The 21672-nt window shown below is 61.7% G+C and carries 17 protein-coding genes (1 of these 17 cut by a window edge); 11 read left to right on the plus strand and 6 right to left on the minus strand.

Annotation, left to right across the window (positions count from 1 at the left end; genetic code table 11):
- Both QRN70_RS06020 and QRN70_RS06025 read right to left on the minus strand, forming a co-directional pair.
- A protein-coding gene (locus QRN70_RS06020; protein ID WP_285416334.1) for a non-ribosomal peptide synthetase crosses the window boundary here: on the minus strand, nucleotides 1-843 show its 5' end (the start). It extends 11568 nt beyond the left edge of the window; the window shows 843 of its 12411 coding nt (coding positions 1-843); the start codon lies at nucleotides 841-843; its stop codon lies beyond the left edge, outside the window.
- Nucleotides 844-1023: 180 nt separating this feature from the next.
- The gene (locus tag QRN70_RS06025) at nucleotides 1024-1761 is read right to left on the minus strand and encodes a thioesterase II family protein (protein WP_285416336.1); all 738 of its coding nucleotides are present in this window, start codon (nucleotides 1759-1761) and stop codon (nucleotides 1024-1026) included.
- Nucleotides 1762-1889: 128 nt separating this feature from the next.
- On the opposite strand from QRN70_RS06025, the gene QRN70_RS06030 reads away from it, so the two are divergent.
- Nucleotides 1890-3023 carry a cupin-like domain-containing protein gene (locus QRN70_RS06030; protein ID WP_285416338.1) on the plus strand — a complete coding sequence of 378 codons (1134 nt, stop codon included), beginning with the start codon at nucleotides 1890-1892 and terminating at the stop codon, nucleotides 3021-3023.
- Between the two features lie 6 nt (nucleotides 3024-3029).
- Here QRN70_RS06030 and QRN70_RS06035 read toward each other — a convergent pair whose 3' ends face one another.
- Nucleotides 3030-4202, minus strand: a complete 1173-nt coding sequence (locus QRN70_RS06035) for an MFS transporter (RefSeq protein ID WP_285416340.1) — start codon at nucleotides 4200-4202, stop codon at nucleotides 3030-3032.
- A 350-nt stretch (nucleotides 4203-4552) separates the two neighbouring features.
- On the opposite strand from QRN70_RS06035, the gene QRN70_RS06040 reads away from it, so the two are divergent.
- The 5 genes from QRN70_RS06040 (at nucleotide 4553) to QRN70_RS06060 (ending at nucleotide 12081) form a co-directional block, all read left to right on the plus strand.
- Nucleotides 4553-5353: a glucose 1-dehydrogenase gene (locus QRN70_RS06040; protein ID WP_285416342.1), complete on the plus strand. Its 801-nt coding sequence runs from the start codon at nucleotides 4553-4555 to the stop codon at nucleotides 5351-5353.
- The gene (locus tag QRN70_RS06045) at nucleotides 5346-7172 is read left to right on the plus strand and encodes a glycoside hydrolase family 15 protein (RefSeq protein ID WP_285416344.1); all 1827 of its coding nucleotides are present in this window, start codon (nucleotides 5346-5348) and stop codon (nucleotides 7170-7172) included. Before QRN70_RS06040 ends, QRN70_RS06045 begins: the two co-directional genes overlap by 8 nt.
- A gap of 165 nt (nucleotides 7173-7337) precedes the next feature.
- Complete coding sequence (locus tag QRN70_RS06050) at nucleotides 7338-10313, plus strand: amino acid adenylation domain-containing protein (protein ID WP_285416346.1); 2976 nt, start codon at nucleotides 7338-7340, stop codon at nucleotides 10311-10313.
- Nucleotides 10314-10724: 411 nt separating this feature from the next.
- Entirely contained in the window at nucleotides 10725-11114 is a 390-nt protein-coding gene (locus tag QRN70_RS06055; protein ID WP_285416348.1) for a hypothetical protein, read from the plus strand.
- Between the two features lie 67 nt (nucleotides 11115-11181).
- The gene (locus QRN70_RS06060) at nucleotides 11182-12081 is read left to right on the plus strand and encodes an alpha/beta fold hydrolase (RefSeq protein ID WP_285416350.1); all 900 of its coding nucleotides are present in this window, start codon (nucleotides 11182-11184) and stop codon (nucleotides 12079-12081) included.
- On the opposite strand, the gene QRN70_RS06065 is transcribed toward QRN70_RS06060, so the two are convergent.
- Nucleotides 12050-13033: a GlxA family transcriptional regulator gene (locus QRN70_RS06065; protein WP_285416352.1), complete on the minus strand. Its 984-nt coding sequence runs from the start codon at nucleotides 13031-13033 to the stop codon at nucleotides 12050-12052. The two genes, QRN70_RS06060 and QRN70_RS06065, sit on opposite strands and share 32 nt — an antisense overlap.
- A gap of 90 nt (nucleotides 13034-13123) precedes the next feature.
- On the opposite strand from QRN70_RS06065, the gene inhA reads away from it, so the two are divergent.
- From inhA to QRN70_RS06080, 3 genes are all read left to right on the plus strand, one after another.
- Nucleotides 13124-13810: an isonitrile hydratase gene (gene inhA / locus QRN70_RS06070; RefSeq protein WP_285416354.1), complete on the plus strand. Its 687-nt coding sequence runs from the start codon at nucleotides 13124-13126 to the stop codon at nucleotides 13808-13810.
- A gap of 230 nt (nucleotides 13811-14040) precedes the next feature.
- Nucleotides 14041-14832 (plus strand): CPBP family intramembrane glutamic endopeptidase, encoded by a 792-nt coding sequence (locus QRN70_RS06075; RefSeq protein WP_285416356.1) that lies wholly within the window; start codon nucleotides 14041-14043, stop codon nucleotides 14830-14832.
- Between the two features lie 102 nt (nucleotides 14833-14934).
- Nucleotides 14935-16500 carry a methyl-accepting chemotaxis protein gene (locus QRN70_RS06080; RefSeq protein WP_097087658.1) on the plus strand — a complete coding sequence of 522 codons (1566 nt, stop codon included), beginning with the start codon at nucleotides 14935-14937 and terminating at the stop codon, nucleotides 16498-16500.
- A 572-nt stretch (nucleotides 16501-17072) separates the two neighbouring features.
- Here the strand turns inward: QRN70_RS06080 and QRN70_RS06085 are convergent.
- Both QRN70_RS06085 and QRN70_RS06090 read right to left on the minus strand, forming a co-directional pair.
- A complete protein-coding gene (locus QRN70_RS06085) occupies nucleotides 17073-17432 on the minus strand; it encodes a DUF6124 family protein (RefSeq protein WP_285416358.1) in 360 nt (119 codons plus the stop codon).
- Nucleotides 17433-18860: 1428 nt separating this feature from the next.
- Nucleotides 18861-19538, minus strand: coding sequence for an alpha/beta family hydrolase (locus QRN70_RS06090; protein ID WP_285416360.1), 678 nt, complete (start codon nucleotides 19536-19538; stop codon nucleotides 18861-18863).
- A gap of 86 nt (nucleotides 19539-19624) precedes the next feature.
- On the opposite strand from QRN70_RS06090, the gene ccoN reads away from it, so the two are divergent.
- Together ccoN and ccoO are read left to right on the plus strand one after the other, a co-directional pair.
- Nucleotides 19625-21049, plus strand: coding sequence for a cytochrome-c oxidase, cbb3-type subunit I (ccoN, locus tag QRN70_RS06095; protein WP_285416362.1), 1425 nt, complete (start codon nucleotides 19625-19627; stop codon nucleotides 21047-21049).
- Nucleotides 21050-21059: 10 nt separating this feature from the next.
- Nucleotides 21060-21668, plus strand: coding sequence for a cytochrome-c oxidase, cbb3-type subunit II (gene ccoO / locus QRN70_RS06100; RefSeq protein WP_285416363.1), 609 nt, complete (start codon nucleotides 21060-21062; stop codon nucleotides 21666-21668).
- Nucleotides 21669-21672: the final 4 nt, after the last annotated feature.

Raw genomic sequence — 21672 nt, forward strand, 5'->3', positions numbered from 1 at the left:
CAGCGCGGCGTCCACCACGCTTTCCAGGCGCTGCCCGTGATTGCTCGGCAGCAACGGGCGCGGGTGATCCAGCGGCAATTCCAGCACCGGGTGTTCGTCACCCATCTGCGCCAGCCAGTAGTCGAGTTGGCGCTGCTGTTCGCCCGCCTCCAGCCAGCGCCGCTGCCACAGGGCGTAGTCACTGTATTGCACCGCCAGCGGCGGCAGCTCGGCAGTGCCGCCCTGATCGTGAGCGTCATAGAAGCGGCAGAATTCGTCGATCAACACGTTCATCGACCAGCCGTCGGAGACGATGTGGTGCAGCGTCAGCAGCAGCACGTGTTCCTGCTCGGCCAGCTGCAACAGGCACACCCGCAGCAGCGGGCCGTTGGCCAGGTCGAACGGCAGCAGCGATTGCTCCTGCGCGGCGGCGGCCACCCGGGCCTCGCGTTCGCCGGCCGGCAAAGCGCTGAGGTCGCTGCGCTGGATGTCCAGCGGCTGTTGCAGCGGCACTTGCCGCAGGCTGTCGTCAGGCTGCTGCTGGAACACCGTGCGCAGGGTTTCGTGACGTTCGATCAGGCTGGCGAAGGCTTGTTCCAGCGCCGACTGGTTCAAGCGACCGGTCAGGCGCACCGCGGCCGGCAGGTTGTAGGCGCCGCTTTGCGGGTCCAGATGCCAGAGAAACCACATGCGTTGCTGCGCATAGGACAGCGCCTGCCGGTCCTCGGCCTCGACCCCGGCGGGAATCGGAAACCGGGAAAAATCCACCCCTTCTTTCGCCAGCGCAGCCAGGAACATCTGGCGCTTTTCCAGGGGTAACCCGATAAACCGGCGAGCGAGTTTCAAGGAGTCTTCTGCATTCATTTCTTGGCATCCGGATCAGTAGGCAGGCAGCACAAAGGCACGTCGTCCCTATAAAACGAATGCAGACCGGAAAAATTAGCGAATGAGAACAACTGTCAGAGGGGCAGCTGCAAGCTCAAAGCTGCAAGCCACAAGAGGGAGCGACTGCCTGGCAAAAAGCCTGCAGTCGCCAGTTGAAACTCAGGCGCTGACGGCCAGCGCGTGGCGCCGGTAATGCACCTCAAGTTGATCCTTGATCACCTTGAGCACCCGAGCTTCGTGCTCATGAATGAAGAAGTGCCCACCGGCCAGCATGTCCACCGAGAAGCTGCCCGAGGTTTCCTTGCTCCAGCCGATCAATTGCTCGGTGGCGGCCTTGTCGGCCTTGCCGCCCAGCACATGCACCGGGCAATTGAGCAGCGGGCGCTGCAACGGCTGGAATTTGCCGCACAGCAGGAAATCCGCGCGCAGGATCGGCAGGGTCAGGCTCATCAATTCTTGGTTGGCCAGCACTTCTTCGCGGGTGCCGTTGAGCGTGCGCAACTGATCGATCAGTTCGGCGTCGGTCTTGGGCTCGGCAAAACCGCGGTCGTAATCGGCGCGCATGGTCGGTGCCGCCGTCCCCGAAGCGAACAGCGCCACCGGCTCCGGGCAGCCCAGAGCGCGCAGTGCATGGGCGATTTCGCAGGCCAGCAACGCGCCCAGGCTATGGCCGAACAGCGCATAAGGCGCCTTGAGCGTCGGGCGCAGTTCCCTGGCCAGTTGCAGCGCCAGTACGCGCATGTCGGTGTGCAGCGGTTCGTTGAACCTTGCGCCACGCCCCGGCAGCTCCACCGGTTGCAATTGCAGCCATTGCGGCAGCTTCGGCCGCCAGCGGCTGTAAACCATGGCACTGGCACCGGAGTACGGCAGGCACAGCAGGGTCAACTTGGTCACCACGCTTCCCTCGAAAAATGTCTCTTCCAGAGGTTACGGATCAACGACCGGGCAAATTAGTCGAAGACGGCTAAATTCCCCGGGCAAACCCTCGTTAACCGTTCAGGCCAAAACAACAACGAGGAGTCACCGTGGACCTGCAGACCATCCTGGGCAAGCTGTTCGCCAATGCCGGTGCCGTCGGCATCGAAGGTGTTTTCCAATTCGTCCTGGGTCCGCAGCTGGCGTGCTGGTCGCAGGTCACGGCCAGCACCCGCACCGAGGCCGGTCGCCACCCCAACCCGGACGTGACCATTGAAGTGGCGCCGGACGATTTTGCCGGGATCCTCAGCGGCACCGCCAACGTCGAAGAACTGTTCGCCAGCGGTCGCCTGAAGATCGGCGGCAACATGGGCCTGGCGACGATGCTGCCGCAGATCATCGACCACGCCCGCTACGGCGGGGCGCCGGCGCAGAAGGTCGACATGAACAAGCGCTACCCGACGCCACCGCGCCGCAGTGAAACCATCACCGCCGCACGACCGCTGCAGACCGTCATCGAACGTCGGCCGCGCAGTGAGCTATCGCCTCGGGAGTTCAAGGAGCGTTACCTGCCCGCCGGCACGCCAGTGGTCATCAGCAACGCCCTGCACGACTGGCCGCTGTTCAAGCTCAGCCGCGAAGAGTCGCTGGTGCATTTCGCCGAACTGCAGGGCATCACCCGTCATGGCGATTACGTGAAGAAAACCTTCTCCACCGAGCGCGATTTTCGCTCCACCTCGATGGCCGACTTCATCGCTTCGCTGGACAGCCCGGCGGTCAAAGGCGCGGACGGCGAGCCGCCGGCGTACATGGGCAACAACATCCTGCCGGCCGCCCTGATGCAACAGATTCAATACCCGCCCTACTTCGACGCCGCGCTGTTCATCCCGCCACGCATCTGGATCGGCCCCAAGGGTACGCTGACGCCGCTGCACCGCGACGACTCCGACAACCTGTTCGCCCAGGTCTGGGGGCAGAAGAAATTCACCCTCGCCGCGCCGCACCACCGCGAAGCGCTGGGCACCTGGTCCACTGCGCCGGAAGGTGGCCTGGATGGCTGCGACTTCAACCCGGACGCGCCGGACTACGAGCGCTTCCCCGCCGCACGCAACGTGACCTTTCTGCGCGTGACCCTGGAGGCCGGCGACCTGCTGTTCCTGCCCGAAGGCTGGTTCCATCAAGTGGAGTCGGTGTCGACGTCGCTGTCGGTGAACTTCTGGGTGAATTCGGGACGAGGCTGGTAACCGGCCTCATTTGAGGTGACGAAAGCTCTGCACCGCCGAACCCAGCACCACCGCCCCGGCGGCTATCGCCAGCCAGAAACCGCTGCGTGCACCAAAGGCATCCACCAGTGCGCCGGAGCCGGCGGCGCCGATGGCCACTCCGATGCTCAGGCCGGTCACCAGCCAGGTCAGGCCCTCGGTGAGTTTGGCGGGCGGTACGATGCGCTCGATCAACGCCATCGCCACGATCAGGGTCGGCGAAAAGAACAGGCCCGCGACGAACACGGCCAGGGACAAGCCAAAGATGTTGCTCGCCAGCAACAGCGGCAACGTGGTCACTGCCGTCGCCAATCCGCCGTACAGAAACAGGCGCGGCAGCGGCAGCTTCGAGCGCATCGCGCCGAACGCGATGCCCGCCAGGCAGGAACCGATGGCGTACACCGACAACACGATGCTCGCCGCCGCCGGCTGGCCCTGCTGCTGGGCGAACGCGACGCTGACCACATCGACCACGCCGACGATCATGCCCATGGCAACCATCAACAGCAGCAGCCATTGCACGTCCGTGGAACGAATGATCGAGCCCTGATGCTGCGACTCGTGCGGATGCACCGGCGGCTCGGTGCTGCGCTGGGCGACGAACGCGGTCACGCCAATCGCCAGCATCACCAGCGCCGCCAGCGGGCCGGCCTCAGGAAACGCCGCCACGCACAGCCCCACCGACAGCGGCGGGCCGACGATGAAGCACACTTCATCGAGCACCGATTCCAGCGCGTAGGCGGTCTGCAATTGCGGCTGGCCGCGATAGATTTCCGTCCAGCGCGCCCGCACCATCGCCGACATGCTCGGCATGCACCCGGCCAGCGCCGCGCAGACAAACAGGGTCCAGGTCGGCGCCTGCAAACGGGTGCAGAGCAGCAACAAAAGCAACGCCCCGCCGCCGATCAGCGCCGACACCGGAAGAATCCGCCCCTGGCCGAAACGGTCGACCAGCCGCGACACTTGCGGCGCGCAAAACGCCGTGGCCAGGGCAAACGTCGCCGCCACCGCACCCGCCAGCGCATAGCCGCCCTTCAATTGCGAGAGCATGGTGATCACGCCGATGCCGGTCATGGAAATCGGCATGCGCGCGATCATTCCGGCGACTACAAAAGCGCGGGCACCGGGGGCGGTGAACAGTTCGCGGTAAGGATTTGCCATGGGTGCAGCCTCATCAGGGGCCGCCAAGTTGCCACAAAGCCTGACGGCCGGGGAAGCGCGCAATTGTTGGTGGAATGTGAAGTCCCCAACGCGCGCAGGGGCAATCGCTGCCGCATGATGATCGTTCCCACACTCCGCGTTGTTGATCGTTCCTACGTCGAGGCGACAAACCGTCCGCGCACTGATCGTTCCCACGCTCCGCGTGGGAATGCAGCCCGGGACGCTCCGCGTCCCATACGGATACGCCAGCGCCGAAGCGAAACCTGTCGATCTTTTCATGAACCCTGATGAACTCTCGCCGTCGCTCATCAGTCAGCTAAATAAGCCCTCAACCCAAGGCGCGACTTCGCATGCAGATTTCTCTCGCCCGTCAGGTGGCACTTGTCACCGGCGCCAGTTCCGGCATCGGCCACGCAGCCGCCAAAGCCCTGGCCGCCGCCGGTGCTGCCGTGGTCATCAACTACAACCGCCAGGCCGAACCGGCCGAAGCACTGGCCCGGCAGATCGTCGCCGACGGTGGCCAGGCCATCGCCATTGCGGCGGATGTTTCCAAGGAAGAAGACGTCGAGCGGCTGTTCCAGCAGACCCTCGATGCCTTTGGTGCACTGGACATTCTGGTGGCCAACTCCGGCCTGCAAAAAGACGCCGCGGCGGTGGATATGTCGCTGGCCGACTGGAACGCGGTGATTGGCGTCAACCTCACCGGCCAGTTCCTCTGCGCCCGCGCCGCACTGCGGATCTTCAATCGCCAGGGCATCCGCGCAGGCGTGTCGCGGGCGGCCGGCAAGATCATCCACATGAGCTCGGTGCACCAGCGCATACCGTGGGCCGGGCACGTCAATTACGCGGCGTCCAAGGGCGGCGTCGACCAGCTGATGCAGACCTTGGCCCAGGAAGTCAGCCAGCAGCGCATTCGCATCAACGGCATTGCGCCGGGGGCGATTCGCACCGCGATCAACAGCGCGGTCACCGAAGGCGAGGCCGCCGAACAACTGCTCAAACTGATTCCCTACGGGCGCATCGGTGACGTCGAAGACGTCGCCAACGCCGTGGTCTTCCTCGCCTCTGATGCGTCCGACTACATCGTCGGCACCACCCTGTTCATCGACGGCGGCATGAGTCTTTATCCGGAGTTCCGTGGCAATGGCTGAGCAGCATCCTGAACGACAAAGCCCGATCGACGCCCACGGCATCATCGGCGACTTGCGCAGTGCCGCACTGGTCAACGACAAGGGCAGCGTGGATTTTTTCTGCTGGCCGGAATTCGACAGCCCGTCGATCTTCTGCTCGCTGCTCGACACACCCGACGCCGGGATTTTCCAGCTGGCGCCGGACCTGCCCGATGCGCGTCGCGAGCAGATCTACTTGCCGGACACCAATGTCCTGCAGACCCGCTGGCTGAGTGAAAGCGCAGTGGTGGAAATCACCGACCTGCTGCCCATCGGCGACAACGACGACAGCCTGCCATTGCTGATGCGCCGGGTGCGCGTGGTCAGCGGCCAGGCGACCTTTCATATGCGTTGCGCGGTACGCCATGACTACGCCCGCGCCGACACCCGCGCGCAGATGGACGAGCAGGACGTCACCTTCAGTGCGAGCGGGCAACCGACCCTGCGCCTGGCCGCGGATCAACCGATGCAGGTCGACGGGCAGGCAGCGGTCGCCCACTTCACCCTCAAGCAGGATCAGCACGCCGCGTTCATGCTCGGCGCCAGCGACGATCCACGCTTCGCCGCCGGAGCCGGCGAGCTGTGCATCGAACGCACGCTGAAATTCTGGCGCGACTGGATCGGCCAGTCGATTTACCGGGGCCGCTGGCGGGAAATGGTCAATCGCTCGGCGCTGGCGCTGAAGCTGCTGACGTCCCGCCGACACGGCGCGATCCTCGCCGCCGCCACCTTCGGCCTGCCGGAAACCCCCGGCGGCGAGCGCAACTGGGACTATCGCTATACCTGGATCCGCGACGCCTCGTTCACCGTCTATGCGTTCATGCGCCTGGGCTTCGTCGACGAAGCCAACGGCTACATGCGCTGGCTGCGCGGGCGGGTCAGCGATTGCAGCGGGCAATCGATGAAGCTGAACATCCTCTACGCCATCGACGGCCGCCAGGAGCTGCCGGAAACCGAACTGACGCACCTGGCCGGCCATGGCGGGGCACAACCGGTGCGCATCGGCAACGGCGCCTATGACCAGATCCAGCTGGATATTTTCGGCGAGCTGATGGACGCGGTGTATCTGGTCAACAAGTACGGCGATGCGATTTCCCACGAAGGCTGGCAGCACGTGCAGGAAGTGGTCGACCAGGTGTGCGAGACCTGGCAGACCAAGGACGTCGGCATCTGGGAAATGCGCGGTGAGCAACATCACTTTCTGCACTCGCGGCTGATGTGCTGGGTGGCGCTCGACCGGGCGATCCGCCTGGCGTCGAAACGCTCGCTGCCCGCGCCATTCGCGCGCTGGGACGAAACCCGCCAGGCGATCTACGCCGACATCTGGAACAACTTCTGGAACGAGGAGCGCGGCCATTTCGTGCAGTATCAGGGCGGCACCGCCCTCGATGGCTCGATGCTGTTGATGCCATTGGTGCGTTTCGTCAGCGCCAAGGACCCGCGCTGGCTGTCGACCCTGCAAGCCATCGAAAAAACCCTGGTGCGCGACGGCATGGTCTACCGCTATCGCAACGAGGAGGCCGGCATCGATGGCCTCAGCGGCACCGAAGGCGCCTTCGCCGCGTGCTCGTTCTGGTACGTCGAATGCCTGGCCCGCGCCGGTCAGGTGGAAAAGGCTCACCTCGAATTCGAACAACTGCTGCGCTACGCCAACCCGTTGGGTCTGTATGCCGAAGAGTTCGACAGCCATGGCCGGCACCTGGGCAACACGCCGCAGGCGCTGACGCATCTGGCGTTGATCAGTGCGGCGAGCTTTCTCGATCGGCGTTTAAGCGGAGAGAAAAGTGAGTGGCAGCCGTGACGGCTCAAGGACGATATGACCCGTCGCGATAGCCTATGAAGAACGGTTCTAGATTCCCGGCAGCAAGCCACTGCCAGCGGAATCTAGAATCGCTGTTGCCCCACAATTTTTTGGCTACACCAGAACAAAATGCGGTTTGGACGGGGCGCTGACCGGAGCGTCATCATGCAACGTCAAACAATTCTGGAGCTTTTCAAACGCAGTATCGAACGCCATCCCAATCACATTGCAGTGCACGGACCTGATCGACAGATCACCTACGCCGATCTCGACCAGCAAAGCGACCGGCTTGCAAACTGCCTGATTCAAAAGAAAGTCATTCCCGGCGACCTTGTCCCCATCATCGGGCATCGCTCGATTGAACTGGTCATCGCTCAACTGGCCGTCATGAAAATCAACGCCAGCTATGTCCCCATCGATGCCAGGCAACCCGACCTGCGCAAGAACAACATCATCGAACAATGCTCGAGCGGCTTTGCGCTGGTGACGGACGCTGAATACGCCAGCCATCTGCGCGTGCCGGCGTTCGCCGTCGACGCATTGCTTGCCACTTCTTCAGCGAACCCGCCCCTTGCGGATCCCCCCTCTGACCACGATGTCGTCTACGTGATTTTCACCTCCGGTACCACGGGAGAACCTAAAGGTGTCGTGATTGAACATCACGCTTTGTACACCGTGGTTGAATGGCACAACGCCCGATTCGCGATGACGCCCGATTGCCGTACGACACTGATGGCCGGGGTTGGCTTTGACGTATCTCAATGGGAGATCTGGTCCACCCTGGCGGCCGGGGCCTGCCTGTTTCTCTTACCCGAAGAAACACGCCTCTGCGTTCCTGACCTCCTGACGTTCTACTGCGAACACCACATTACCCATGCTTATGTGCCAACGATTCTGGTCAGTGAGCTGGTTCGCCACCCCGTCAATCGGAACCTGGCGCTGCGCTATCTGTTCACCGCAGGAGAAAAGTTGCCGCACGTCGAAACCCGTCATCTGCCGTACACCCTGGTGGATTACTACGGCCCCACGGAGACGACGATTTATGCAACCTGTCGCATTTTCGACGACCCGCGTGCCGATGCGGTGGCCTCTATCGGATTTCCGATTGCCGATACGCAGATCTACCTGCTTGATGAACAGTTGCATCAAGTGCCCGCAGGCGAGATCGGTGAAATGTTCATCAGCGGCCCGTGCCTGGCTCGCGGCTATCTGAATCGTCCGGACCTGACAGCGCAACGATTCATCAACCTGGTCGATCTGGATCAAAGGGCATATCGCACAGGCGATCTCGGTCGTGTGTTGCCGGATAACAGCATTCAGTACCTGGGTCGTAATGACGATCAAGTGAAGATCCGCGGCTACCGGGTCGAACTGGCAGAGGTGCAAGTCGCGCTGTTGAAACATCCGCACGTCGCGACGGCTGTGGTCCTGCTGGATGATTGGGATGGCCCGGCGGGTCATCGCCTTGTCGCGTTTGTCGTCGCCGCTGAGGGAGCTGCCGCCGAACTTGTCGGCAGCATGAAGACGCACATGAAAGGTGTTGTACCGGACTACATGCTGCCAAGTCGTTACATCTTGCTTGACTCGATTCCGCAGACACCCAATGGCAAAACCGACAAGTCAGCACTCAGAGCGCAACTGTGCAACGCACAAACCCGGGCTGACGTCATCAACGTCGAAAATGAGGCACAGCGAGTCATCGCTGCGGTGTGGCAACAGCATCTGCGGCATGCCGATTTCACCATCGATGACCACTTTTTCGAGGCGGGTGGAAACTCCCTGATGGCCGCGGCCATTCTCAAGGATATTGCCCAACGACTGCAGGTCGGGGCGTACATCAGGGACATCTACCAGTCGCCGAGCATTCGTGCACTGGCGCACAGACTTCAGCAAAGACAAGACAGCCACGTTCACGTATCGGAAAGCGAACCGGTGCTCGCCTTGCAAGAGGAAGTCAGCCTGCCAACGCCCTTCGATCCCGCGGATGACTTCGATGAAAGACAACTGACCTCACCCACCCATATCCTCCTGACCGGAGCCTGCGGATTCGTCGGCGTGCACCTGCTGCAAACCCAGTTGTCGAGTGGTACTGCGCACGTTCACTGCCCGATCCGGGCCGGCAGCCCGGCGCAGGCGCGGCAGCGGATGATGGCCACCTTCGAGCGCTACAACATCCGCCCGGCAGCCAACGAGCTTGCTCGCATTCATACCTATCCGGGTGATCTCTCCGAGCCCAGCCTAGGGCTGGCGCAGGAGGTCTACGACTACCTGAGCCAAGAGGTTGAGCTCATCTATCACTCAGCCAGCGCCGTCAACTTCATTCAACCGTATTCGTATATGAAGAAAGACAACGTGAAGGGGCTCAAGCGGATTATCGAATTTGCTGCGTGTACTCGGCTCAAACCCTTGATCTTGCTGTCGACGATTTCAGTGTATAGCTGGGGACACCTGTTCACGGGAAGGTCCACGATGCGTGAAGACGACGACATCGACCAGAATCTCCCGGCCGTACTCACCGACCTGGGCTACGTGCGCAGTAAATGGGTCATGGAGAAAATTGCCGACCTGGCAGCCTCGAGGGGATTGCCACTGATGACATTTCGCCTGGGCTATGCGACCTGTCACAGCAAAAGCGGCGAATTTGCCAGATACCAATGGTGGAGCGGGCTGGTACGCACATGCATGGCATTGAAAGCCATTCCTGATCTGGAAAACCTGCGTGAAGGCCTGACTACGGTGGACTACATGGCCAGCGCAATTGCGCACATCTCCCGCAATCCGCTGGCACTGGGCAAAAAATTCAACCTCATCCCCTCTGCGGAGAAAAACCTGACCCTTCAAGACTTTTTTCAACGGCTTGGCGAACACCTCGACCAGCAGTTTGAAAAAATTCCGTTCAAAGACTGGGTGGCGTTATGGTCCGGCAATCAAATGGCCCCCCTTTACCCGTTGTCCAGCCTGTTCACCGACAGCATCGTCGACGGAAAATCCACGGTCGAGCTCTATCAGAACACCTACCTTTGGGACTGCTGCAATGTCCAGCGCTTCCTGCAGGACAGTGACATTCAGGAACCCGAGTTCGACGACCGCCTGTTCAGTTGTTACTTGAAAAAAATAAAGGAGATGTCATCCCCGACATGACAGTTGCACGTCTGCTTGACCGATCGACGACAGGTCGGTCAAGTCGGGAATCCACTGCCCCATAGAAAAAACGCCGACTCTTGTCAGAAGTATCTGCTTCAACGTTGTTTTGCGAGAAATGTCTTGCGGATGATTGCCGTACAAATTTTTTGCGGCCTATCTGTTTTTTTACAGTTCGCGCCTGCGCCAGATTATTGCCTCGCAAGCGAACCGGACGCCCGGGCCAACCATTCGTCTGCAACTAAGCGATGCTACTTCCTACAAATGCTCAACAATTTTGATGATTCGCCTAACCGGCAACTTGCACTTACACCCCGAAATACCTTGTTGCCAGCTGTTACAACCACCCCTACCATCCACCGCAACGGGAACAGCGGAGCTGTCCAACAAAACCCGATCCAAGGAAGCAGAATGAGCCAGCGTATCCACCGCCACATCGATACCCCACTGCGCACGGGCCTGACCCGCAGCGACCTGTGGGAAGCCGCCGACAAGGGCTTGATCAAATGCTGGGAAATCGGCCGCCAGCGCGCCGCCCGCTTCCCCGACCTCGCCCAGCGCTGCCGCGCCGACGAACTGCCGGTGCTCGGCTGGAAAGGCGGAGTCAGCCGCAGCCTGAAGAAAAACGAAAAATACGGCTCGCTGAAATACCTTGCACAGTGGCAGGGCCTGCGTGGCGAAGATCTGGATATCGACCTGACGGCCGAACGCGCGCTGACCTGTTCACGGACGCAAATGGTGGTGACGTTCACCCCGGATCGGGCGAAGTATTTCAATCAGGTGGCGGAAGCCGAGGTCTAGGTCGACAGACAAGCGTAGCCGTGTGGTCTAGGGTTGCCTGAGGTTAATTGCTCTGGAGTTCGCCGTGATGGGGATCCCCGCCGTACACCACGTCCTGACACCCACGCTGAATATTGCGCTCGAGCAGCATGGCCCGGCGACTGGCGCCGCGGTCATCCTGCTCCACGGCTTCCCCTACTCTCCCCGCGCCTACGACGAAATTGCCCCGGTCCTGGCCGCCGAGGGTTATCGGGTGATCGTGCCGTATCTGCGCGGTTACGGGCCAACCCGCTTCAATCACCCGGAAACCCTGCGCTCCGGCCAGCAAGCGGCGCTCGCTGAGGATTTGCTGGCGTTAATGGATGCGCTGGGGATCGAGCAAGCCACGCTGTGCGGTTATGACTGGGGCGGTAGGGCCGCCTGCATCTTCGCGGCGCTGTTTCCCGATCGCGTGCGCGGGTTAGTGACGGGGGACGGCTATAACCTGCAGGACATTGCCATGTCCGCCCAGCCGCTGGATCCGCAGACCGAGCATCGGCTCTGGTATCAGTACTATTTTCATACCCCGCGCGGCGTAGAAGGCCTGACTCACAACCGCCGTGCTTTCTGTGCGTTGCTCTGGAACCTGTGGTCGCCGACCTGGAGCCGCAATGCCGAGCGATACCCGCTGACGGCCCCGGCCTTCGATAACCCGGACTTCGTCGACGTGGTGATTCACTCCTACCGTCATCGTTTCATGTACGCGCCGGGTGATCCGGCGCTGCAATGGATGGAAGACGCCTTGATCCGGCAACCGCCGATCAGCGTACCGACTATTTCCCTATGCGGTGCCGACGACGGGGTCGGCCCGGCGTCGGTAGAAGATGAAGACATTGCGCACTTCACCGGCCCCTACGAAAGGCGTGTGCTGGCCGGTATCGGCCACAACATTCCCGAGGAAGCCCCGCAGCAAACCCTCAAGGCATTACGGGATCTGCTCCAGCGCTGAGCGAAAACCGCTCCCGATACGCCTGCGGCGTCACGCCCATGGCCCGCAGGAAACTGCGACGCAAGGTCTCTTCACTGCCGAAACCACAATTGGCCGCGACTCGTTTGATTGGCAGGCCGGTGTCGCTCAACAGGCGCCGCGCGGTTTCGACGCGGATCAGCTCGATGGCCCGGGCCGGGGTCTGGCCGGTGTCGGCGCGATAATGGCGGACGAAACTGCGTTCGCTCATGCCGGCCTGTTCAGCCAGGGTCGGGATGCCCAGATCGCAGGTGAGGTTTTCGGCGATCCATGCGTGCAGCTCGTCGAAGCGATTGCCCTGTTTCTGCAGCGCCAGGGTCACGCTGAACTGCGACTGCCCGCCGGGACGCTTGAGGAACACCACCAGTTGCCGGGCGACCTCCAGGGCCATGTCGCGGCCGAGATCGTCCTCGACCATGGCCAGCGCCAGGTCGATACCGGCGGTGACGCCTGCCGAGGTCCAGACCGGGCCGTCGTTGATGAAGATCGGATTCGGCTCGACCTGCAAGCGCAGATACTGCCGGGCCAGTTGCTCGCAGCGGGTCCAGTGGGTGACCACGCGACGCCCGTCGAGCCAGCCGCTGGCCGCGAGCAGAAACGCCCCGGTGCACACCGAAGCCACGCGCCGGCAGCCGCTGGCATGTTCACGCACCCAATTCACCAGCGCGGCATCTTCGGCCGCCGCATAGACGCCCCAACCACCGGCGATGATCAGGGTGTCGCTGGCCTGCTGCGGCAGCGGCTCGGCGACCAGGGCCAACCCGGCCGAGGAATTCACCGCCCCGCCACCACTGGCGATCACGATTGGCGCATAGGGTGCAGGCCGCCCCTGCTGGCGAGCGATATCGTTGGCCGAGGCAAACACCTGCAGCGGCCCGGTGACGTCGAGCAACTGCACGTTGGTGAACGCAAGAACGTGGATGGTTTTCGGCATTTGGCGTAATTCGTGGGGTGATTGGCGTATGCGCCAGAACCTACGCGCCTACAGTAAAGCCGTCCACCCCTTTTCAATGGAGCTAAAGCCATGGCGTTGCAGATCGGTTTTCTATTGTTTCCCCAAGTGCAGCAACTCGACCTGACCGGCCCGTATGACGTACTGGCCTCGCTGCCGGACGTGCAGGTGCATCTGGTCTGGAAGGATCTGGTGCCCGTCACCGCGAGCACCGGGCTGGTGCTGAAACCGACCCGCACGTTCGACGACTGCCCGCAGCTGGACGTGATCTGCGTGCCCGGCGGCGCAGGCGTGGGCCCGCTGATGGAAGACGCGCAGACCCTGGCTTTCCTCCAGACGCAAGCGGCCCGGGCGCGCTATGTGACCTCGGTGTGTACCGGTTCGCTGGTGCTCGGCGCGGCGGGCCTGCTGCAAGGCAAACGTGCGACCACACACTGGGCCTATCACGAATTGCTGCCAAAACTGGGCGCGATTGCGGTGCAGGATCGGGTGGTGCGCGACGGCAATCTGTTTACCGGTGGCGGGATTACCGCGGGGATCGATTTTGCCCTGGTGCTGGCCGAGGAACTGGTCGGCGCCGATGCCGCGCAATTGATCCAGTTGCAACTCGAGTACGCGCCCGCCCCGCCATTCAATTCGGGCAGCCCGCAGACGGCGCCGAGCGCTGTGGTCGACGAGGCCCGGCACCGTGCGGCGCCGTCGTTGAAACTGCGCACGGAAATCACCGAGCGGGCGGCGGCGAGGCTCGCTCTGCGCTGATTGATTGCCATGCAAAAAAACCTGTGGGAGCTGGCTTGCCAGCGATAGCGGAGGGTCAGTCGATGAATATATCGGCTACACAGTCGTCATCGCTGGCAAGCCAGCTCCCACAGGTACTTATGTGAACCACCCGCCAAGTACTGCCCCCACCTCCCGCCACACCTTTACTTGTCCCCACGCCCGCGTCCGTGTAGAAAGCCCTTCCACTCAATTCTGCACAAGGACTTTCGATGAAGGCGCTGCCATGGCCCTATCTGGCACTTCTCGGTCTCGGCTACGCATTGGCGTTGAGTGTCGGCCAGTTCGGCTGGCTGGCGCTGATTACCCTGGGATTACTGGTACTCGCCGGTTTTGCCGTGCACCTGCGCAGCGTCCCGGTCGCGCGTTTTCTTGGCCATGGTCTGTTCATTGTGCTGGCCGTGGCGCTGGCCTTGCACTGGTTGCCCGGCTTCTACAACGGCCGGGCGATCGCGCCGCAACGCCTCACCGACGACGCCGTACCGTTCGCAATGTACCTCAACCTGGATAAACCGCTGATCGGCTTCTGGCTCCTGCTGGTCTGCCCGTGGATCGTCGCGCGCCGTTCGCTGCGCCTGACGGCCTACGCCAGCGCCCTCGCCCTGCCCCTTTGCGTGATCCTGGCCCTCGGCGGCGCGGAGCTGCTGGGCATGATCGCCTGGGCACCGAAATGGCCCGAGCAGTCGTGGCTGTGGCTGCTGAACAATCTGCTGCTGGTCACGCTGGTCGAAGAGGCGCTGTTCCGCGGCTATATCCAGGGCGGGTTGAGCCGCCAGTTCAAACACCTGCCCTACGGCGACAACCTTGCGCTACTGCTGGCTTCCCTGCTGTTCGGGGTGGCGCACGCGGGAGCCGGCTGGCAGTGGATGCTGCTGGCGGGCCTGGCGGGCGTCGGCTATGGTCTGGCCTACCGTTTTGGCGGACTGGGTGCAGCGATTGCCACGCACTTCGGCCTGAACCTGTTGCACTTCGGCCTGTTCACCTATCCGATGCTGGCGGGTTGAAGCAAGGCCGGTTTTGCGACGCCGTACTTATTACTGAAAAAAAACTTCAATAATTTCCTGTCAGCGCCGACAACCTTTCAAAGCCTTGCGGATTGAAAAACCATGCGTAACAACCAGCCCATTACACAACGCGAACGGACTTTCCCGGCTCAGCAGCGGTTGATTTCCACAACCGACGCCAAGGGCGTGATCACCTACTGCAACGACGCCTTCGTCGAGATCAGCGGGTTTTCGCGTGAAGAGCTGATCCGCGCGCCGCACAACCTGGTCCGTCACCCTGACGTCCCGGCCGCGGTGTTCTCGCACATGTGGGGCACACTGAAACAAGGCTTGCCATGGATGGGCATTGTCAAGAATCGCTGCAAATCCGGTGACCATTACTGGGTCAACGCCTACGTGACACCGGTGTTCGACGGCAACCAGGTGGTCGGTTACGAGTCGGTGCGGATCAAACCCACCGCCGAACAGATCCGCCGTGCCGAAGCGCTCTACCAACGCATCAACCAAGGCAAGTCGGCGATCCCTTCCAGCGACAAATGGCTGCCGGTGCTGCAGGACTGGCTGCCGTTCATCCTGGTCAGCCAGCTGAGCTTCGTGATCGGCGCGACTTTGAACTCGCAGTGGGGCTTTGCCCTCGCTGCCGGCCTGTCGGTACCGCTGGGCCTGATGGGCCTGCAGTGGCAGCAACGCGGCCTCAAGCGCCTGCTGCGCCTGGCCGAACAGACCACCTCCGACCCGCTGATCGCGCAGATGTACACCGACAGCCGTGGCGCCCAGGCGCGTCTGGAAATGTCGATTCTCAGCCAGGAAGCCCGCCTGAAAACCTGCCTGACCCGTCTGCAGGACACCGCCGAGCACCTGACCGATCAGGCCAAACAGTCCGACGCCCTGGCGCACAACAGCTCCAGCGGTCTGGAACGCCAGCGCGTGGAAACCGAACAGGTCGCCACCGCCGTCAACCAGATGGCTGCCACCACGCAGGAAGTGGCCAGCCACGTCCAGCGCACCGCCGACGCCACCCAGGAAGCCAATCGCCTGACCGGTCGCGGCCGCGACATCGCCGGCGAAACCCGCGAAGCCATCCAGCGTCTGTCGGTGGTGGTCGGTGAAACCGGCCTGACCGTGACCCAACTGGCCAAGGACAGCGACGAAATCGGCGGCGTGGTCGACGTGATCAAAGGCATCGCCGACCAGACCAACCTGCTCGCCCTCAACGCCGCCATCGAGGCCGCACGTGCCGGTGAGATGGGCCGTGGTTTTGCCGTAGTCGCCGACGAAGTCCGCCAACTGGCGCAACGCACCAGCGAATCCACCGGGCAGATCCATGCCCTGATCGCCAAGCTGCAGCAGACTGCATCCAGCGCTGTGCAAACCATGGAAGCCGGCCATCGCCAGGCGGAAGAAGGTGTGGCGCGAGTGCTGGAAGCGGATCAGGCCTTGGTCGGCATCAGTGAAGCGGTGGCCAACATCACCGACATGACCACCCAGATCGCCGCGGCGACCGAAGAACAAAGTGCGGTGGCTGAAGAAATCAGCCGCAACATCAGCAACATTTCGGAACTGGCGGATCAGACCTCGGAACAGGCGCATAACTCGGCGTTGCTGAGTGAAGAACTGACCAAGACGGCCAACACGCAGTATTCGTTGGTGGAGCGGTTTAACCGCTGATTGGATGGGTAATACGAAAAACCCGGATAGCGCGAGCTTCCGGGTTTTTTGTTGCCTGTCTGAAATGGATGTGGCCAGCACCGCCCTCTTCGTGGGCAAGCCCACTCCCACAGGGTTTCGCAGTGGCCACAAAACCTCGCAACACCACCATCCTTGTGGGAGCGGGCTTGCCCGCGAAGAGGCCCAGTCTGCCGGCGAAAATCTCATTCAAAAAGCGCGGACAGTGCCTACAACTGAATCAGCCCCAACTGACTGGCACGCGTTGAAGCCCGGCTCTACTTTGTCGTTCAAACCTATTCACACGGGCTAGCCAGAATGGATACATCACCTACGCAGAATCCGATGGTCAGGACCGACGAACCTGTGAGAAAGAAAGTCCGGGGTGAACTGACATTCCTTGATGTGCAGCGAGCGGCGCGTGATGGGCAGAAAGCATTCGATAAATTTGTGATCACCGGCAGGCTGCCTCCCGATTATCGAGGAGGATCAATCTGGTGATTTTGAAAGCCCGGAGAGAGAAAGCATCCGGGCTTTTTTTACCCCGCTGAAACGTACAACTTTAGAGCTGGCGATTACTGCGGCAAGCGCAGTCTGTCCAGCAGTCGATTGACCAGCAGCTCGTTCAACATGATCAGCTGTTGCAGCGCCAGCAGCGGTTTGCGCTCAGGACCTTTCACCGAGTTGGCGATATTGCCGGCCATGGCATTGGCTGACGACAGTGATTCACTGGCTTCGACGAGCAGTGTTTCGTCATCGAGCGTGGGATCGACCATGTAGATGGGGCGGGACCTGGGTGGGAAGTACTTCGGGATTTCGGGGCCGAGGTAATAGTCGAGTGCGCGGTCAGCGGCTTCTTTTGTCTTCTGAGACTCAAGCTCGGGGTCGTGGAGGGGTGTTTCGGTTTTTGGTGGATTGGGTGTGACTTTGAACATGGATGAAGCTCCGTATCGAGAAAATAGGAGCCATCACCCTCGCTACCAAACGATGGGTGGCGGCCATGCGCGGGTTGGTAGACCGGTCGATACGGAAACCCGGCGCTCACGAATGAGCCCCACGCATGTCCACCATATAAAACGCGGCCCGAAAAGCGGCTGCATAAGGTGACGCTATACGACCGTACCGAAGCGGGCTACCAAACCCGATCACTGATTTTCAGTGACGGGGGAACGATATCGCCCGGCCCATAGCCGCGTAAGCCGGCGGATTCTGGCGTACGCGTAGGTAACGACGCAAGGTGTTGTAGCCCTTATGGCGTAACGGTTCGTGTACTTTAAACGTGCTTGCAGGACTACGTTTAAGCACCAAAAGGCCGGATGTTTGACTGTTCCTTTGTTGTGCTTTGGCAGACCGCTTTCGCGAGCAGGCTCGCTCCCACATTGGATAACTGCACCCGTCAAAAACTGGTCGGCTGTCAGGCCGCCATCACAGCAGGCTGGCTCCCACAGGGCTTGCATACTGCTAGCAAGAAACCGGTCGGCTTTCAGGCCGCCTTCGCTGGCAAGCCAGCTCCCACAGGATTGCGGGCAGTCTGCAAGAACTGGTCGGCTATCAGGCCGCCATCGCCAGCAGGCTGGCTCTCACAGGGCTTGCATACTGCTAGCAAGAAACCGGTCGGCTTTCAGGCCGCCTTCGCTGGCAAGCCAGCTCCCACAGGATTGCGCGCAATCTGCAAGAACTGGTCAGCTGTCAGGCCGCCTTCGCTGGCAAGCCAGCTCCCACAGGATTGCGTGCAGTCTGCAAGAACTGGTCGGCATTCAGGCCGCCTTCGCTGGCAAGCCAGCTCCCACAGAGATTGCGTGCAGTCTGCAAGAACTGGTCGGCTGTCAGGCCGCCATCGCTGGCAAGCCTGCTTCCACAGGATTGCGTGCGTCTGCAAGAACTGGTCGGCTGTCAGGCCGCCATCGCTGGCAAGCCAGCTCCCACAGAGCTTGCGTGCAGTCTGCAAGAACTGGTCGGCTATCAGGCCGCCATCGCCAGCAGGCTGGCTCCCACAGAAAGCAAAAGCAGCCCGCATCCGCTTCTCACCACTCAACACGATGAGCGTTAGCTCGAGTACCGCTTTTGATCTTGATCCACGGGCGACGTCGGGAGGCTGAGTGGAGGGATTCATCCGGGAGTGGGAGCGCAGCGACCGTTTGGCGCAGCCAAACACAGCGAGAGGAGGTGCAGCGAAGCAAACCGTAGGCGCTGCGCCCGGATGGATCCCGGAGCGAAGGAACCCCGAGCTTTAGCGAGCGGGCCGCACGCAGGAGCAAGCGTTTTTGGTTACTTTTTAGGCGTTTGTAAAAAGTGACCCGCCGTAAGGGCGGAACCCTAAGCCGCCATAACCGCAGCAACGGATATACACCCCAAACCAAACCTCACCGAAGAAACCCGGCAACCTTCTGCGCCGCCGAAGCCAAATGCTGCTCATGCGTAAACCCGGAAACCTTGAGCGGCTTCAAATCATGATCCCCCGCCCCCAACCAAAACACCTCAATCCCCGGCGATAAGGAATACCCTTCGACAGCGTCCCGATTGCCAAGAGCATCCCGCTCCCCCTGAACAATCAACGTCCTAGTCTGCAAACCAGCCAAATGCTCAACCCGAGGCTTCTCCGGTTTCCCCACCGCATAAAACGGATAACCGAGGCAAACCAACGCATCAGCGCCAAGCTCATCGGCCAGGAGACTGGCCATCCGTCCGCCCATGGACTTGCCACCAATGGCCAACACCCCAGCGACATGACGTCGCACTTCAGCGAACACTTCGCGCCAACACTGAAGCAATTTCGGCGCCGGATTTGGCGGGCGTTTGCTGCCATCAACCCGCCGCTGCGCCATATAAGGAAACTCAAACCGCAACACGTTCACGCCCAATGCAGCAAGGCGCCCAGCCATAACCGTCATCCACTCACTGTCCATCGGCGCCCCCGCCCCATGCGCCAGGATCAGAGTCGCCGAAGCCTCACCAACAGCGGCATCCCAAAGCCACCCGTGATCCCGCACGCACTGCGCCCATTGATCCCCGTCAATACTGGCCTTGTGCTGTTTGTCCATGCTTGCCTCGCTTTTAGTCTGCCTATAACTCCAGGCGAAGGACGCGCTGCGCGCGCTCGCTTCGGCTGAACCGTGGATGGGGAACCATGAACACTTCTATCAGTACCGCCTACAACTACAAGGTGGTCCGCCAATTCGCCATTATGACGGTGGTGTGGGGCATCGTCGGCATGGGGCTCGGGGTTTTTCTCGCCGCCCAATTGGTCTGGCCGGAACTCAACTTCAATTTGCCCTGGACCAGTTTCGGCCGCCTGCGCCCGCTGCACACCAACGCGGTGATCTTCGCCTTCGGTGGCTGCGCGCTGTTCGCCAGTTCGTTCTACTCGGTGCAGCGCACCTGCCAGACGCAATTGTTCGCGCCGAAAATCGCCGCGTTCTGCTTCTGGGGCTGGCAGCTGGTGATCCTGCTGGCGGCGATCAGCCTGCCACTGGGTTACACCAGCTCCAAGGAATACGCCGAGCTGGAATGGCCGATCGACATCCTGATCACCATCGTCTGGGTCGCCTACGCCATCGTGTTCTTCGGCACGATCATGCAGCGCAAGACCAAGCACATCTACGTCGGCAACTGGTTCTTCGGCGCGTTCATCATCACCGTGGCGATCCTGCACATCGTCAACAACCTTGAGTTGCCGGTGAGCCTGACCAAATCCTACTCGCTGTACTCGGGCGCCACCGACGCCATGGTGCAGTGGTGGTACGGGCACAACGCCGTGGGCTTTTTCCTCACCGCCGGTTTCCTCGGGATGATGTACTACTTTGTGCCGAAACAGGCCGAACGCCCGGTGTATTCCTATCGCCTGTCGATCGTGCACTTCTGGGCGCTGATCACCCTGTACATCTGGGCCGGCCCGCACCACCTGCACTACACCGCGCTGCCGGACTGGGCGCAGTCGCTGGGCATGGTGATGTCGCTGATTCTGCTGGCGCCGAGCTGGGGCGGCATGATCAACGGCATGATGACCCTCTCGGGCGCCTGGCATAAGTTGCGCAGCGACCCGATCCTGCGCTTCCTCGTGGTCTCGCTGGCGTTCTACGGCATGTCGACCTTCGAAGGTCCGATGATGGCGATCAAGACGGTCAACGCCCTCTCCCACTACACCGACTGGACCATCGGCCACGTTCACGCCGGCGCGCTCGGCTGGGTGGCGATGATTTCCATCGGTGCGCTGTACCACATGATCCCGAAAGTCTTCGGCAAAGAGCAGATGCACAGCATCGGCCTGATCAACGCGCACTTCTGGCTCGCCACCATCGGCACCGTGCTCTACATCGCCTCGATGTGGGTCAACGGCATCGCCCAGGGCCTGATGTGGCGTGCAGTGAACGAGGACGGCACGCTGACCTACTCCTTCGTCGAAACCCTGGTGGCCAGCCACCCGGGCTTCGTCGTGCGGCTGATTGGCGGGGCGATCTTCCTCAGCGGCATGCTGCTGATGGCTTACAACACCTGGCGCACCGTGCGGGCCTCGCAGCCTGCTGACGTCGTTGCTGCCGCGCAGATGGCCTGAGGAGTCCGCCATGAAACACGAAACGATTGAAAAGAACGTCGGCCTGTTGATGTTGCTCATGGTGTTCGCCGTGAGCATCGGCGGCCTGACCCAGATCGTCCCGCTGTTCTTCCAGGACGTCACCAACAAGCCGGTGGAGGGCATGAAACCCTACACCGCGCTGCAACTGGAAGGCCGTGACATCTACATCCGCGAAGGCTGCGTCGGTTGCCACTCGCAGATGATCCGCCCGTTCCGCGCCGAGACCGAACGCTACGGGCATTACTCGGTGGCCGGTGAAAGCGTGTGGGATCACCCGTTCCTGTGGGGCTCGAAACGTACCGGCCCGGACCTGGCGCGGGTCGGTGCGCGCTACTCGGATGACTGGCACCGCGCGCACTTGTACAACCCGCGCAACGTCGTGCCGGAATCGAAAATGCCGGCCTACCCATGGCTGGTGACGCAAGCGGTCGACAGCAGCCACACCGAAACCAAGCTCAAGACCATGCGCACCCTCGGCGTGCCGTACACCGACGACGACATCGGCGGTGCGGTGGCCAGCCTCAAGGGCAAGACCGAGATGGACGCCCTCGTCGCCTACCTGCAAGTGCTCGGCACTGCGATCAAGAGCAAGAGGTGAGCCA

Origin of the sequence: Pseudomonas sp. efr-133-TYG-5 (assembly GCF_030209175.1) — a bacterium.
In the GTDB taxonomy this organism is placed as follows: Bacteria; Pseudomonadota; Gammaproteobacteria; order Pseudomonadales; family Pseudomonadaceae; genus Aquipseudomonas.

Coding starts and splice junctions, on each gene's coding strand:
- inhA (WP_285416354.1), top strand. CDS start 13,124: ATGGCGTTGCAGATCGGTTTTCTATTGTTTCCCCAAGTGCAGCAACTC.
- QRN70_RS06090 (WP_285416360.1), bottom strand. CDS start 19,538: ATGGACAAACAGCACAAGGCCAGTATTGACGGGGATCAATGGGCGCAG.
- ccoO (WP_285416363.1), top strand. CDS start 21,060: ATGAAACACGAAACGATTGAAAAGAACGTCGGCCTGTTGATGTTGCTC.
- QRN70_RS06060 (WP_285416350.1), top strand. CDS start 11,182: ATGGGGATCCCCGCCGTACACCACGTCCTGACACCCACGCTGAATATT.
- QRN70_RS06040 (WP_285416342.1), top strand. CDS start 4,553: ATGCAGATTTCTCTCGCCCGTCAGGTGGCACTTGTCACCGGCGCCAGT.
- QRN70_RS06065 (WP_285416352.1), bottom strand. CDS start 13,033: ATGCCGAAAACCATCCACGTTCTTGCGTTCACCAACGTGCAGTTGCTC.
- ccoN (WP_285416362.1), top strand. CDS start 19,625: ATGAACACTTCTATCAGTACCGCCTACAACTACAAGGTGGTCCGCCAA.
- QRN70_RS06055 (WP_285416348.1), top strand. CDS start 10,725: ATGAGCCAGCGTATCCACCGCCACATCGATACCCCACTGCGCACGGGC.
- QRN70_RS06075 (WP_285416356.1), top strand. CDS start 14,041: ATGAAGGCGCTGCCATGGCCCTATCTGGCACTTCTCGGTCTCGGCTAC.
- QRN70_RS06050 (WP_285416346.1), top strand. CDS start 7,338: ATGCAACGTCAAACAATTCTGGAGCTTTTCAAACGCAGTATCGAACGC.
- QRN70_RS06035 (WP_285416340.1), bottom strand. CDS start 4,202: ATGGCAAATCCTTACCGCGAACTGTTCACCGCCCCCGGTGCCCGCGCT.
- QRN70_RS06080 (WP_097087658.1), top strand. CDS start 14,935: ATGCGTAACAACCAGCCCATTACACAACGCGAACGGACTTTCCCGGCT.
- QRN70_RS06085 (WP_285416358.1), bottom strand. CDS start 17,432: ATGTTCAAAGTCACACCCAATCCACCAAAAACCGAAACACCCCTCCAC.
- QRN70_RS06045 (WP_285416344.1), top strand. CDS start 5,346: ATGGCTGAGCAGCATCCTGAACGACAAAGCCCGATCGACGCCCACGGC.